We start from the raw sequence: 14,481 nt of genomic DNA on the forward strand, positions 1-14,481 counted from the left end.
TATGGCTGAAGAAACAAAAACAAAAGAAGTCAGACATGTCATTCCGAAGAAAGCCCTCTACCATGCAGCTTTCAACTGGGAGACTTGGGTTCAGACAAACTATAACTACGAGCGAATGATGGGTATGGCCTGCGGCCACACATTCGTACCAGTAATTGATTATTTGTATAAGGATGATCCAGATGGTGCTGCAAAGCGTAAAGAAGTCATGCAGCGTGAAATGGAATTCTTCAACGTTCACCCGGAATTTGGATCTTGTATTTTAGGTATGGCGATCGCATTGGAGGAACAAAAATCCTTAGGTGAACCGATCCCAGGTGAATTTATTACTTCACTGAAGACATCTTTGATGGGTCCGTTAGCTGGTATCGGTGATACGATTTGGCAAGGTGTATTGATCCCTATCTTACTGGCAATCTGCATCGATATCACTTTAACGGGTACCGTTTGGGGCTCCATTATTTATTTGATCCTGATGTTGGTTATCACATATGTATTCAGTTTTGCGAACTTCTTCTTTGGGTACAAACAAGGTTCCGAAGCCATCATGGACTTCCTCGAGAAGGGTCTCCTGGATCGCCTGCTGCTGGGTGCACAGGTCATGGGATGTACCGTAATGGGCGGCTTGATTGCCAACTATGTCAACGTTTCATGCGGTTTGAAGCTCGTGACATCAGGTTCTACCTTCAACGTACAGAAACAATTATTTGATGCCGTTATGCCAGGTATCCTGCCGTTAGGCTTTACGATGCTGGTTTACTGGCTGATGAAAAAACGCTGGACTTCCATCAAAATTATCGTTTTGATTATCGTTATCGGTATCGTCGGCGGTTTGACTGGAATTTTAGCCGCATAATGAATAGGCAAAAGGGAGAACAGCGCAGCTGTTTTCCCTTTTTTGATAAGGAGGAAATTTATGAAAGCTTGTGTATTAACAGAACCGGGAAAATTTGAAATTCAGGATTTACCGGTCCCTGAAATCAAAGACGATGAAGTATTGCTTCGTGTCCTGACATCCGGCATTTGTGTCAACGATGTCCGTGATTTCAAAGGCAGCAAGTGGTCCTATCCGCGGGTCGGCGGCCATGAATACTGCGGTGTGATCGAAAAGATCGGCAAAGACGTCGATGCGGATGAGATCCATGTCGGCGATCACGCCATTCCATATATCATCGATGACTGCGGCATCTGTCCGGACTGCAAGCATCATCACGAAAATATCTGCAGCAACTTTACAAAAGGAAAGACCTATTTCAATCCAGACGGTTTATCCGGCTTCTTTGGTTTTTCCGAATACGTTGCCGTTCCTGCCCGTCATATCTACGTGTATTCGAAAGAAACCCCGGATGATGAGGCAGCCTTCACAGAACCGCTGGCCTGCGTGATCAACAGTATTCAGCGTACTGATATTCAGATGGGGGATGACGTCGTTGTCATCGGCGGCGGTGTCATGGGCATGCTCCATGTCTTGTGTGCGAAACTACGCGGCGCCCGCGTCATTGTCAGTGAGCCAGATGCGGCCCGCCGGGAATTTGCGCTGAAGCTGGGTGCCGATGCGGTCATCGACCCGAGCGCTTCTGATGCGGTCGAACAAGTGAAAGCGCTGACCAACGGACGCGGTGCCGATGTGGTCGAAGATACGACAGCAGTGCCGGCGGTTGCCGCTCAGGCCATTGAGATGACCGGCAAAAGCGGCATCTGCAACATGTTCAGTTCGATCCATCCAAATGAACCGATCCCTGTCGATGCCGGCCGGATCCATTCGCAGGAACTGCGGATCACAGGTACGCAGAATGGTACGATCGAAACCTTTGCCCGTGCCATCGACTGCATTTCCAAAGGCATCATCGATGTCAAACCGCTGATCGAAAAAGTCTATCCGTATGAACAAGTACAAGAAGCACTGGAGTTTGCTGCCCGTCCGGACACATACAAAGTGATGCTTCAGTTCTCAAAGTAGGAGGGGAAATATGCTAGCGACTTTAAATGATATTTATCCAGATGCTCAAAAGCGGAGGATCGCTGTCGGCGCCTTCAATATCGTTAATTTTGAAAATATCCTGGCAGTGCTTGAAACAGCGGAAAAACTGAATGAGCCGGTGATCATGGCCTTTGCGCAGACACATGAGGAAAATCATATTGCCACGCTGGATACCATGGGACCGGTGATGATGCTGATGGCAGAGCAGGCCAAAGTGCCGGTCGTCGTGCATCTGGATCACGGGGTGAATATCTCATATATTGAAAAGGCACTGAAGATGGGCTTTACTTCCGTGATGTTTGATGGTTCCGCGCTGCCGTATGAAGAGAATGTTGCCAAGACGAAAGAAGCAGTCAAGCTGGCCCGCGCATATCATGCGAGCATCGAGGCGGAGATCGGCAAGATGGCTGGTATTACCTTAAACAACAGCGGCATCACGGAAAACCGTAAATCCAATCGGAGCAACTACACCGATCCGGCGGAAGCAGCGGATTTCGTTGCTAAGACCGGCGTGGATTGCCTGGCCTGCTCGTTCGGCACGGTGCACGGAGAATATTTCTCGGAACCGAATCTAGACTTTGATCTGGTCAAAGAACTCAGTGAAGCGACAAATGTACCGATCGTCATGCACGGCGGCAGCGGTGTGAGCCATGAGGACTATAAGAAAGTCATCGCCAACGGCGTGCGCAAGATCAATTATTTTACCTATATGGATAAAGCCGGTGCTGCCGGCGCAGGGGCATTGAAAGAGCCAAATTATTTCCATGAATATGCCCAGGCAGGCAAGGATGCGATGCAGAAGGACGTCGAATCCGCGATGCGCTGCTTTACAAACAAAGATGAGGGATCCCTATGAAAATCAATGTAGATACATTTCAAATTAATGATTATCTTGGACATGATTTTGACTGCGACTGCGGAAAAGTTCACACCACAAACTTGGAAATTGTCAAAATCAAAGAAAATGTCAAAGAAGATATTCTCACATACTTAAAAGAGCACAATTATCATACGATCTATATGATCGAAGACAAAAATACCAAAAAGGCCTACGGCGAAGAATTAGAAGACTTCCTGCGTACGCAGAGCTTCGAAATTGATAAAGTCGTACTGACCGGAAATGTCGTTCCTGATGAAAAGACCGTTTTCCAGATCCTGGTCAACCTGAAACGCCCTTATGACTATATTCTTGGAGTCGGTTCCGGTACGCTGAATGATCTAAGCAAGTTCACGTCAAAGAAACTGAATCTGAACTACGGCATCGTTGCCACGGCCCCAAGCATGGATGGCTTCGCGTCGGTCGGCGCTGCCTTGATCACGGATGATCTGAAAACCACGTACGACTGCCACGTACCAACGGCTATTTTCGGTGATCTGGACGTATTGGCTGCCGCACCGATGGAAATGATCAAAGCCGGCTTAGGCGATATCGTCGGCAAATACAACTGCCTGATCGACTGGAAGATCGCACATGTGATCACCGGCGAATATTATTGCCCGACGATCGTCAAAATGGTCTATCAGTCGATCCACAAAGTTGTTGCTAATGCGGACGGAGTGCTGAAACGCGATAAACAGGCCATCTTAAGTATTACCGAAGCCTTGATCGAAACCGGTATGGCGATGGGCTTTGTGGGCAATTCCCGGCCGGCGTCCGGCAGCGAGCATCATGTATCGCATTATTGGGAAATGAAGCTGCTGTTTGCGCATCGCGAACCCGTTTTCCACGGCATCAAGGTCGGTTTAGCGACACCGGGCGTGATCTTCTTATGGCATGAACTGATGAAAGAAGACCTGGACTTTGATGCATGCAAAGAGAAGGTCCGTGCCTTTGATAAAGAAAAATGGACAGCGGAAGTCAAAGAAAAATTCGAAGGCGCTGCCGATGGTGTGATCTCTTTGGAAGAAAAAGCCGGCAAAAACAATATCGAAAAAGCCGTTGAACGCATTGATGTGATCGCATCGAAATGGGAGGAAATCCATGAGATCATCGATCAGGAATTACCAAGCTCGCAGACGGTCGTGGATATCTTAAAATCCGTCGAGGCACCGTACCGGCCAAGTCAGGTCGGACTGGATGATCAGCTGACCAAAGATGCGCTGGTTTATGCCAAAGAAGTACGTGTACGCTATGGCTTGCTGCAGCTGTTGTGGGATCTAGGCTTGCTGGAAGATTACAGCACGAAATTTGTCGAGTACTATAAGAACAACTAATATGCTGACAGACTTAAATGAAATCAAACAACGCCTGCAGACCATAAAAACCTTCATCCTCGATATGGACGGAACGATCTATCTGGGCAATGATATTTTTCCCTATACGCATCGCTTTTTAGATCGTGTCGAAGAAACCAACCGCAGCTATTATTTCTTCACCAATAATTCCTCCAAAGATCTGCAGGCCTATATCGATAAGCTGGACAAGATGGATATTCCCATCACCAAGGAACAGATGATGGTCTCCACGGATGTCATCCTGGAATATTTGAGCAGCCATCATCCCGGTGCGAAGCTGTACGTCGTCGGTACGCCGGCTCTGTTACGGGCGTTCACGACGGCCGGCTGGACCTTGGATGATGAAGATCCGGATGTCGTGATCCTCGGCTTTGATACGACCCTGACCTATGAGAAGTTAAGCAAGCTATGTACCTTCATCCGACACGGCAAGACGTATTACGGCATCAACCCGGATCTGAACTGTCCGGTGGAAGGCGGCGAGTTCATCCCGGACTGCGGCAGCATCGCCCGCTGTGTGGAATCGAGTACCGGCGTGTATCCGGAATTTTTCGGCAAACCAAGCCGCCGGACGTTGGACTATATTGTCAAGGCGACCGGTCTGAAACCGGAAGAGATCGCCATTGTCGGCGACCGATTGTATACGGATATCGCCGTAGCCGACAACAGCGATGTGCTGAGCATCCTTGTGTTGAGCGGTGAAACGAAGAAGGAAGATGTACCGAAAAGCAAGCATCAGCCGGATGTGATGGTGGATGACATCGGCGTGCTGGCGGATTTGCTTGAATGATCAATTCCCCGAAAAATTCGGGGAATTTTTTTATACGATTGTGATAGGATAGGAACAGAAGGGAGAAAACCATGAAAGTATGTGTACTGACGGAACCAGGAACCTATGAACTGCAGGATGTTCCGATTCCGAAAATCAAAAACAATGAGGTCCTGCTTCGTGTTCTGACCTCCGGCGTCTGTGTCAATGATGTCCGTGATTTTAAAGGCAGCAAGTGGTCCTTACCGCGCATCGGCGGACATGAATACTGCGGGGTCGTCGAGAAGATCGGCGATGATGTTGATGTGGATGAGATCCATATCGGTGATCATGCCATTCCGTATATTGTCGATGACTGCGGCGTCTGTCCAGAATGCAAGCATCATCACGAAAATATCTGCAGCAATTTTACGAAAGGAACAACGTATTATAATCCGGATGGATTCTCCGGTTTTAAAGGCTTTTCAGAATATGTTGCCGTACCGGCGCGTCATTTATATATCTATCCAAAAGAGACCCCGGATGATGAAGCGGCCTTCACCGAACCGCTGGCCTGTGTGATCAACAGTATTCAGCGTTCGCAGATCAAAATGGGCGATGATGTCGTCGTGATCGGCGGCGGTGTCATGGGCATGCTCCATGTATTATGCGCGAAAAAACAAGGAGCCCGCGTCATTGTCAGCGAGCCGGATAACGCCAGACGGGCATTTGCACAGAAGTTGGGCGCCGACATCGTGATCGATTCGATGGCATCCGATCCAGTGAAACAAATTCGTGATATTACCCATGGCCATGGTGCCGATGTGGTCGAGGATACCACGGCCTTGCCGGCGGTTGCTGAACAGGCGTTGGAAATGACCGCAAAAGGCGGCATGTGCAATTTCTTCAGTTCGATCCATCCGAATGAACCGATCCAGATTGATGCCGGCCGGATCCATTCTCAGGAGATCCGCGTTACCGGTACGGAAAACGGCACCATTGAGACCTTTGCCCGTGCGATCGACTGCATCGCCAAAGGCATCATCGATGTCAAGCCGCTGATCGAGAAAGTCTACCCGTATACGCAGGTTCAGGAAGCCCTGGAATTTGCGAGCCGTCCGGATACATATAAAGTGATGTTGGAATTTTCAAAATAAAAAGAGGAGCGCGGCTCCTCTTTTGTTTTGCTTATTTTGTATAATATGTCATCATATGACATTCAACAGAATTATGATCTGCGATCTTGCGGTAGCAGTCGAGCGAGAAGGATACGGTGTCTCCTTTGCCGATGGCGTCCACATATGTCTCATCCATATCGACGACGGTGCCGTCCTGCTTAAATACGGCAACGACTGTTGCGCCTTCTATTTTTTGACCGCTCTTGTTGGTGATTTCGCCTGTGACCGTAACATCGTTGTATCCTAAATACTCAGCCGTCGATGTATCGATCGATTCACTTACACTGGTGACTGGGTACAAGGCATCGGTCTTCTTTTTATTCGTAGCTGTATAGAAATCGCGGCTGGAAGTTTTGACGTTGACACTGGTTGGTTCAGCACTGCATTTCGCTTGACCAGAATAGTAAACTTTGTCGTTTTTCGGACCGATCCGTGTCAGATGATCGGTTTCAGAGGCAACAATTTTATCGTCCTCTGAACGAGCGGTCACATTCATGGAGATCCGATCGACAGTTTTGGTCTTATTTGGGTTTTTCACCGAAAAACCATAATACAAATAATTGGTCTCGGAATTATATTGCCAAACGATGTCATCAATGATCAAGCCTTTGCTTTTGGGAACGGATTTGGCTTCTGTCGGCATAACGCTCACACTTAAAAGCATGGTCAGACAAACAAAAAGCCCGAACAATTTTTTAATACTCTTCATACATATACTCCTTATACTATTAATTATGTCCTAATTATATCACGATTCGCTCATTCCTTTCACCACCGCAATGTAAAATATATATAAAAAAAGTGAATAAATGAATAAAATTATGTGTTCTGAAAAAGAAATGAAGAAATTTTATCATAAAAATGCATATTTTCAGATTGTAGTATAAGTAGGAATAAAGAAACCGGCAAAAATGTAACAGAAACAGATCCAATCCATTTTCTGCATCTTTTTTTATTGAACGAAATTTTGTATAATTGATTCAGTATAGCTATGACAAAGGATGAAGAAAGAAAACTCGTCCGGATCGCAGAAATGTATTATATGGAAAACCGGACACAAAGTGAAATTTCAAAAGAACTGCATATTCATCGCAGCACCATCAGCCGGCTTTTAAAAATGAGCCGGGAAAAAGGGATCGTTAAAATATCGATCGATCCGCTGGCTGCCGGAACATTTTCCTATGAGGAAGCGCTGATCGATAAATACCATTTGAAAGATGCCGCTGTCGTATCTTCGGATAGTGCTGATCACGATCGTACTTTGGCATTGTTGGGAAAAGCAGGGAATGACTGCCTGAAGAAGATCTTGAAAGATGACATGATCCTAGGCTTTTCCTGGGGAGAAGCGATGCATGCATTTGCGGTCGCACTGGAAGATATGCAGAAAAGCAATATTCTTTGTGTGCCGATCGTCGGCGGCCCGTCCGGACGCTCGAGCAGTGAATATCACGTCAATACGGTCACGTATGAAGCAAGCCGCCATTTGCACGGTCGTGCCTTGTTGATCGATGCACCGGCATTGCCGGATACACTGGAATTAAAGAAAGCGCTGATGAATGATTCGTTCAATCAATCGCTGGTTGATTTTTGGCATCGTCTGGATATTGCGATATTCGGTATTGGATCGCCTGCCATCAAGAGCAGTGACCGCTGGAAGAGTTTCTATGGGCAGAATGTCTTCTGCTTTGTGAAAGAGAATGAAGTAGCCGGTGATGTTGCTTCCAGATTTTATGATGAAAACGGCCGGCACATCACCAGTGAACTGGATGACCGGATCATCGGCATCGACCCTGCGGATCTAGAACGGGTGCCGTACCGCATCGGCATTGCTGAATCCAGAGCGAAAGTCAAAGCGATCCGCGGTGCACTGCGCGGCGGTTATGTGAATATTTTGGTGACCACGCGGGAGACTGCAGCTGAATTATTGGAAGAACAGGAGGCGTAAACGCCTTCTTTTTTTCATAATGATTAGGAAAAAGATTATATTAGTATACCTTGTTTCCTTCTTAAAATAAAAACAGAAGGAGATGAAATCATGCAGGAAATCGAAGTAAAAGATTCAAACACAATGGAATGGGAAAAACGCGTGAACGGGCACAATGGCAAGGACAATTACCGCAAACGTTTGATCAACGACCCAGAAACCGGAATGTCCTTTCAGAAACGGAAATATCCAAAAGGCTTCATGGTGGATACCCATCGTCACAATGCCGGTCAGGGCATTTATGTACTGAAAGGTAAATTCGTATCAGACGGTAAAGTCTATGAACCAGGAACATTCGTTTGGTATCCGGAAGGTTCGGTAGCAGCACACGGGGCAACTGAAGATGAAGATGTTGAGGTGCTGATCATTTCCAATAAAAAGTGTGATATTTTCTATCTATAGTTTAAAGTTTAAGAAAGCCGCGAAAGCGGCTTTTTTTGTGTCTTAACAAATGTGAATAAAAATTATCACAAAATTTAATTTCTTGTTGACAAGAATGATGAAAGCGCTTATCATGAGGATGTAACAAATGTTACTAATAAAAATCACAAATGTTAAGGAGGAACATATGGCGGAGGAAGAAAACCAAGTAGTCATTGTGACCGGCGGTGCTTCAGGCATCGGCAAGCACGTCGTAGAACGTTTACAGGCAAACGGCAAAACACCGGTCGTTGTGGACTTGAATGTAAGAACCGGTGATGAGCAGGAAGGCGCGTACTGCGTGCAATGTGATGTGACCGATCCGGATAGCGTGAATGCGATGATGAAAGACGTATTGAACCATTATGGCCGCGTTGATGCGTTGGTCAACAATGCCGGCATCAATCTGCCGCGCCTGTTGGTGGATGTGAAAGGCGAACATCCGGAATACGAACTGAATGTAAAGACGCTGGATAAAATGTTTGCGGTCAATGTAAAAGGATTGTTCCTATGTGCACAGGCCGCCGCCCGCGAATTTGTGAAACAAAAGCACGGTGTGATCGTCAATATGTCCAGTGAATCAGGCAAGGAAGGCAGCCAGGGCCAATCGGCTTATGCCGCGACCAAAGGCGCCTGCGACAGCTTCACCCGCAGCTGGGCCAAAGAACTAGGCAAATACAATGTCCGCGTGGTAGCCGTTGCGCCGGGCATCATGGAAGCGACCGGACTGCGGACGCCGGCCTATAACAAAGCACTGGCTTATACACGCGGTGTCAAACCAGAAGATTTATCGACCGATTATAGTAAGGTCATTCCGTTAGGACGGGACGGCAAGCTGGATGAAGTCGGCAATTTAGTCAGCTTCCTGGTTTCCGATCAGGCAAGCTATATTACCGGAACGACCATCAATATCAGCGGCGGAAAGAGCAGAGGATAAAACGATGACAGATGTGATCTTAGTTGCGCATGGCCGCTTGGCTGAAGCGATGAAAAATTCCGCGGAAATGATTTTCGGCGAATTGAAAAATGTCTATCCACTGCAGTTTCTCGTCGGAGAAGGACTGGATACCGTGGTAGATCGAATCACTGAACAGATGAAATCCGTCACCAGTGATTCCGTTGTGATCATCACCGATATATTCTCCGGTACGCCGTTCAATGCTGCATGTGCTTACAGTATGGCGCATCCGGATCAAAATGTGCGCGTGATCTCCGGCATGTCGCTGCCGATCGTTCTGGAAGTGGCTGCCATGCGTCAGGAGCATGATGCGGACGCTATTGTGAATCATGTATTAGAGGTCGGAAAGGATTCGATCCGTACCTTTGATAAATCATCAATCGAAGAGGAGGAAGATTTATAATGCAAATTCGATTAGCGCGAATCGACGATCGATTGATTCACGGCCAGGTTGCGACCGTATGGTCCAAAGAAGCCGGTGCCGAACGAATTATCATCGTCAGCAAGGAAGCCGCAAATGATGACATTCGTAAAACATTAGTACGTCAGGCAGCCCCTCCGGGCGTGAAGGTCAATGTAGTGGATGCGCCGAAAGCCATCCGCGTCTACAACAACCCGAAGTATGAAAACGACACCGTCTTCTACTTGTTTACAAATCCAGAAGAAGTGTTGGAAATGGTCAAAGGCGGTGTGCCGATCAAGACCATCAACATCGGCGGTATGCAGTTTAAGACCGGACGGACCCAAATCACCAAAGCGGTCTCCTGTACGCCGGAAGATATCGCCGCGTTCAAGGAACTGAAGAAACTCGGTGTTGAGTATGATTTAAGATGTGTTGCTTCGGATCCGAAAGGAGACTTTGAAGCCGCAATGAAAAAAGCAGGCTTTTGATCAGAATTAGGAGAGGAAAGAATATATGACTATCAGTACGTTACAGATCGTTTTGATCTTTATCTTCTCATGCATCTGCGGTGCCGGCAGTGTACTGGATGAATTCCAGACGCACCGTCCGCTGATCGCATGTACGATCGTCGGCTTGATCTTAGGTGATCCGACCAAGGGTATCATCCTGGGCGGAACCTTGGAATTGATTGCCTTAGGCTGGATGAACATCGGTGCCGCACAGTCACCGGATTCTGCCTTAGCCAGTGTGATTTCGACGATCTTGGTTGTTGTCGGCAATCAGAGCATTCAGGAAGGAATTGCCATTGCCCTGCCAGTTGCAGCGGCCGGCCAGGTCCTGACTGTATTTGCCCGTACCATTACGGTTGCCTTCCAGCATGCCGCTGATAAAGCAGCTGAGGATGCCAACTTTAATAAAATCATCGCCTTGCATTTCAGCGCCTTGTTCGTTCAGGCTCTGCGTGTAGCTATCCCGTCGACATTGGTCGCAGCTTATGTCAGCCCAACCATGGTACAGAACATGTTGGATGCGATCCCGGATGTCGTTACCGGCGGTCTGACAGTTGCCGGCGGCATGATCGTTGTTGTCGGATATGCAATGGTATTGAATATGATGTACGTCAAATACTTAATGCCATTCTTCTTCCTGGGCTTTATCCTGGGTGGTTATCTGGATTTCAGTCTGTTGGCCTTCGGCGGCATCGGATTGATCCTGGCGATCGTTTATGTACAATTGAACCCGAATTTTGCGAAACCGCAGGCTGCGGCTGCCACATCGGCAGGCACGGTTGCGGATGATGAGCTCGATGACGAGCTGGACGACTAGAAAGAGGAACCGTATGTCAGAAAAAAATGAAGTAATCAAAAATACGAAGATCACCAAAAAAGATATGCTGCAGACGTTCTTCTTCGAGAACTTCCAGCAGGCTTCGTTCAACTACGAACGTATTCACGCCTTGGCATTTTGTGTCGATATGATCCCGACCATCAAGCGCGTATATCATAAGAAAGAAGACCAAGTCGCCGCATTGAAGCGTCATCTGACCTTCTTCAACGTCACCCCGGCCGTCTGCGGACCTGTTGTTGGCGTCACAATGGCCATGGAAGAAGCCAAGTCCGATGGCGAAGACATTGACGAAGGAACCATCAACTCACTGAAAATTGGTTTGATGGGCCCGCTGTGCGGTGTCGGTGACCCGCTGATCTGGGGAACATTGCGGCCGATCACGGCAGCCATCGGTGCATCCTTAGCATTGAACGGCAGTGTTGCCGGACCGATCCTTTTCTTTGTTGCATTCAATGCCGTGCGCCTGGCACTGAAATGGTATGGACTGAAATACGGCTTCCAGAAAGGTCTGGATATCGTTCATGATTTATCCGGCAACCTGCTGCCAAAACTGACCGAAGGTGCGACCGTATTAGGTTTGTTTGTCATGGGCGTCCTGGTTACGAAATGGACATCCATCAATGTACCGCTGGTCGTATCCAGTACAACTGCCAATGGTAAGACCGTTGTCACGACCGTTCAGGATATTCTTGATCAATTGTGCCCAGGTCTGCTGGCTTTAGGTTTGACGTTCCTGATGATGCATTTCCTGAAAAAGAAAGTCAATCCGATCGTATTGATCTTCGCTCTGTTTGCGGTCGGTATCGTTGGATACGGTTTAGGTATCTTAGCATAAATAATAGAGGAGGTCTGTTATGAAAACATATGCTGTCCGTTTATACGGAAAACATGACCTGCGCCTCGAGTCCTTTGATCTTCCTGCCATGCAGGAAGATCAGATTTTAGCCGAAGTAGTTACTGACAGTATTTGCATGTCGACGCTGAAACTGGTCAACCAAGGACAGAGTCATAAAAAAGCACCCGACAATTTAGCGGAGAATCCAGTCATTATCGGCCATGAATTCTGCGGTAAGATATTGGATGTCGGCGCCAAATGGGCGCATAAATACAAAAAAGGGGATCATTTCGTGATCCAAGCCAATCTGCTTCTGGAAGATAAACCCTACAGCTGCCCGGGTTATTCATACCATGATATGGGCGGAGATGCCACTTATGCCATCATTTCTGATGATGTGATGCGGGCCGACTGCCTCATCCCATATAACGGGGATACATATTTCGAAGGATCGCTGATGGAGCCGCTCTCCTGCGTCATCGGTGCCCTCGATTCTCAGTATCACGTCCCGCTGGGCACACATACGCATGAAATGGGCATCAAGGAAAACGGTAACCTGCTCATCATGGCCGGAACCGGGCCGATGGGGTTGTTAGCGGTGGATTATGCGCTGCATAATCCGGATAAAAAACCCAAACACATTGTTGTGACCGATCGTCATCAGGACAAACTGGACCGGGCAGAAAAATACTATCCAAGCCAGAACGGTGTGGAAGTGACATACGTCAATGTCAAAGGACTGGCGGATGAAACCCAGTACTTGATGGACCTCAGCAACGGTGAAGGCTACGATGACATCATTGTCATGGCCGGTACACCAGGTGCTTTGAAAGAAGCTTCTGATCTGGCCGCCGATGATGCCTGCATTGATTTCTTTGCCGGTCCGCAGGATAAAAACTTCATGGCGGAGGTCAACTTCTATGATGTGCATTATTCCCGTACACATTACTTTGGTATTTCCGGCGGTGTGGCGGATGATATGCGCAAAGCTGTGAAATTGGTTGAAGAAGGCGTTGTACACCCGGCAACCATTGTAACGCACGTTTTAGGCCTGAATGAGGCTGCCTATGTGACCGAACACCAGAAAGAAGTCGGCGGCGCAAAGAAAATCGTTTATACACATAAGAATATGGATCTGACCAAACTGGCAGATATTGATCCGGACAGTGAATTAGGCAAGATCCTCGCAAAGACGGACGGCATCTGGAGCAAGGAAGCCGAAGCGTACGTCTTGACCAATATGAAAGAAATCGCTTAGAGAAGCTCCGGCTTCTCTTTTTTTGAAAGGAAATCATGTATACCATACGAAAGAAACAACCATTGAACCCAACTGTAACCAAGATGGTGATCGATGCCCCTTTTGTTGCCAAGCGCGCCAAAGCCGGTCAGTTCATCATCTTACGTGTGAATGAAAACGGTGAGCGGATCCCGCTGACCATTGAAGACAGCGATCCGGAAAAGGGCACCGTCTCCATCGTGTATCAGATCGTCGGCGGCACGACCATGAAGCTCAACGCCCTGAACGAAGGCGACAGTCTGCATGACTTTGTCGGCCCATTAGGCAAACCGAGCGTCATCGACGGCAATAAAAAAGTCTGTGTCATCGGCGGCGGGGTCGGCTGTGCCATCGCGTATCCGACGGCCAAGGCCTTTGCCAAAGCCGGTGCCGATGTCACGACGATCGTCGGCTTCCGGAACAAAGACCTTGTCATCCTGCAGGATGAATTCAAATCTGTAAGCAATCATTATTATCTGACGAGCGATGACGGAACGGCCGGCGAAAAAGGTCTGGTCACCAATAAACTGGAAGATCTGATCGCAGCCGGTGAGCATTTTGATGAGGTCGTGGCGATCGGCCCGATCATCATGATGAAATTCGTCTGCCTGGCCACGAAGAAATACGATATCCCGACCGTGGTCTCCATGAACCCGATCATGATCGACGGCACCGGCATGTGCGGCTGCTGCCGATTGATGGTAGACGGCAAGATGAAATTCGCGTGCGTGGACGGCCCGGACTTCGACGGTCACTTAGTGGACTTTGATGAAGCGATGTCCCGCAACCGCGCGTATATGGACTTTGAAAAGAAAGCGCGTGATGAAGCGTGCAATCTGCTGAACAAGGAGGTAGCGTAATGCCGAACATGTCATTGAAGAAAGTGCCGATGCCGACACAGGATGCGGATGTGCGCCGCACGAACTTCGAAGAAGTCGCCCAGGGCTATACAAAAGCGATGGCCATGGAAGAAGCAACACGCTGCCTGCACTGCAAGAACCAGCCGTGCGTGAGCGGCTGCCCGGTCAATATCCATATCCCGGATTTTATCGCTCAGGTGAAGGACGGCAATATGGAAGAGGCCTATAAGGTCATCTCGCTGACCTCGAGCCTGCC

16 protein-coding genes and 1 pseudogene are annotated in these 14,481 nt (G+C 48.1%); 16 read left to right on the forward strand and 1 reads right to left on the reverse strand.

Features of this window, described 5'->3' with window-relative positions:
- The first annotated feature begins 1 nt into the window (after position 1).
- The 6 genes from HNQ47_RS03940 (at position 2) to HNQ47_RS03965 (ending at position 6,121) form a co-directional block, all read left to right on the forward strand.
- Positions 2-856, forward strand: coding sequence for a PTS system mannose/fructose/sorbose family transporter subunit IID (locus tag HNQ47_RS03940; RefSeq protein ID WP_183327721.1), 855 nt, complete (start codon positions 2-4; stop codon positions 854-856).
- A gap of 60 nt (positions 857-916) precedes the next feature.
- On the forward strand, positions 917-1,960 hold the full coding sequence (locus tag HNQ47_RS03945) for a zinc-dependent alcohol dehydrogenase (protein WP_183327723.1): 1,044 nt from the start codon (positions 917-919) through the stop codon (positions 1,958-1,960).
- 10 nt (positions 1,961-1,970) lie between these two features.
- The gene (locus HNQ47_RS03950) at positions 1,971-2,837 is read left to right on the forward strand and encodes a class II fructose-bisphosphate aldolase (protein WP_183327725.1); all 867 of its coding nucleotides are present in this window, start codon (positions 1,971-1,973) and stop codon (positions 2,835-2,837) included.
- A complete protein-coding gene (locus tag HNQ47_RS03955) occupies positions 2,834-4,195 on the forward strand; it encodes a sn-glycerol-1-phosphate dehydrogenase (protein WP_183327727.1) in 1,362 nt (453 codons plus the stop codon). The genes HNQ47_RS03950 and HNQ47_RS03955 overlap by 4 nt, the downstream gene beginning before the upstream one ends.
- 1 nt (position 4,196) lies before the next feature.
- Positions 4,197-5,006, forward strand: a complete 810-nt coding sequence (locus tag HNQ47_RS03960) for an HAD-IIA family hydrolase (RefSeq protein ID WP_183327729.1) — start codon at positions 4,197-4,199, stop codon at positions 5,004-5,006.
- A 71-nt stretch (positions 5,007-5,077) separates the two neighbouring features.
- Entirely contained in the window at positions 5,078-6,121 is a 1,044-nt protein-coding gene (locus tag HNQ47_RS03965) for a zinc-dependent alcohol dehydrogenase (RefSeq protein WP_183327731.1), read from the forward strand.
- 31 nt (positions 6,122-6,152) lie between these two features.
- Here the strand turns inward: HNQ47_RS03965 and HNQ47_RS03970 are convergent, their stop codons facing one another.
- The gene (locus tag HNQ47_RS03970; RefSeq protein ID WP_183327732.1) at positions 6,153-6,851 is read right to left on the reverse strand and encodes an FxLYD domain-containing protein; all 699 of its coding nucleotides are present in this window, start codon (positions 6,849-6,851) and stop codon (positions 6,153-6,155) included.
- A gap of 282 nt (positions 6,852-7,133) precedes the next feature.
- Here HNQ47_RS03970 and HNQ47_RS03975 point away from each other — a divergent pair, with 282 nt between their 5' ends.
- The 10 genes and pseudogenes from HNQ47_RS03975 to HNQ47_RS04020 form a co-directional block, all read left to right on the forward strand.
- Complete coding sequence (locus tag HNQ47_RS03975) at positions 7,134-8,087, forward strand: sugar-binding transcriptional regulator (protein WP_183327734.1); 954 nt, start codon at positions 7,134-7,136, stop codon at positions 8,085-8,087.
- 90 nt (positions 8,088-8,177) lie between these two features.
- Positions 8,178-8,528 (forward strand): cupin domain-containing protein, encoded by a 351-nt coding sequence (locus tag HNQ47_RS03980; RefSeq protein WP_183327737.1) that lies wholly within the window; start codon positions 8,178-8,180, stop codon positions 8,526-8,528.
- A 166-nt stretch (positions 8,529-8,694) separates the two neighbouring features.
- Entirely contained in the window at positions 8,695-9,483 is a 789-nt protein-coding gene (locus HNQ47_RS03985; protein ID WP_183327739.1) for an SDR family oxidoreductase, read from the forward strand.
- A 4-nt stretch (positions 9,484-9,487) separates the two neighbouring features.
- Positions 9,488-9,907, forward strand: coding sequence for a PTS sugar transporter subunit IIA (locus HNQ47_RS03990; protein ID WP_183327741.1), 420 nt, complete (start codon positions 9,488-9,490; stop codon positions 9,905-9,907).
- Positions 9,907-10,395 carry a PTS sugar transporter subunit IIB gene (locus tag HNQ47_RS03995; RefSeq protein ID WP_183327743.1) on the forward strand — a complete coding sequence of 163 codons (489 nt, stop codon included), beginning with the start codon at positions 9,907-9,909 and terminating at the stop codon, positions 10,393-10,395. The genes HNQ47_RS03990 and HNQ47_RS03995 overlap by 1 nt, the downstream gene beginning before the upstream one ends.
- Positions 10,396-10,420: 25 nt before the next feature.
- Positions 10,421-11,233, forward strand: coding sequence for a PTS mannose/fructose/sorbose transporter subunit IIC (locus tag HNQ47_RS04000; protein ID WP_183327745.1), 813 nt, complete (start codon positions 10,421-10,423; stop codon positions 11,231-11,233).
- A 13-nt stretch (positions 11,234-11,246) separates the two neighbouring features.
- Positions 11,247-12,089 carry a PTS system mannose/fructose/sorbose family transporter subunit IID gene (locus HNQ47_RS04005; protein WP_183327747.1) on the forward strand — a complete coding sequence of 281 codons (843 nt, stop codon included), beginning with the start codon at positions 11,247-11,249 and terminating at the stop codon, positions 12,087-12,089.
- Between the two features lie 19 nt (positions 12,090-12,108).
- Positions 12,109-13,347: a zinc-binding dehydrogenase gene (locus HNQ47_RS04010; protein ID WP_183327749.1), complete on the forward strand. Its 1,239-nt coding sequence runs from the start codon at positions 12,109-12,111 to the stop codon at positions 13,345-13,347.
- A 35-nt stretch (positions 13,348-13,382) separates the two neighbouring features.
- Entirely contained in the window at positions 13,383-14,225 is an 843-nt protein-coding gene (locus HNQ47_RS04015; RefSeq protein WP_183327751.1) for a sulfide/dihydroorotate dehydrogenase-like FAD/NAD-binding protein, read from the forward strand.
- Positions 14,225-14,481, forward strand: a pseudogene (locus HNQ47_RS04020) (glutamate synthase); the annotation flags it as partial. The gene HNQ47_RS04015 and the pseudogene HNQ47_RS04020, both read left to right, overlap by 1 nt.

Origin of the sequence: Catenisphaera adipataccumulans (assembly GCF_014202755.1) — a bacterium.
Lineage (GTDB): Bacteria > Bacillota_I > Bacilli_A > Erysipelotrichales > Erysipelotrichaceae > Catenisphaera > Catenisphaera adipataccumulans.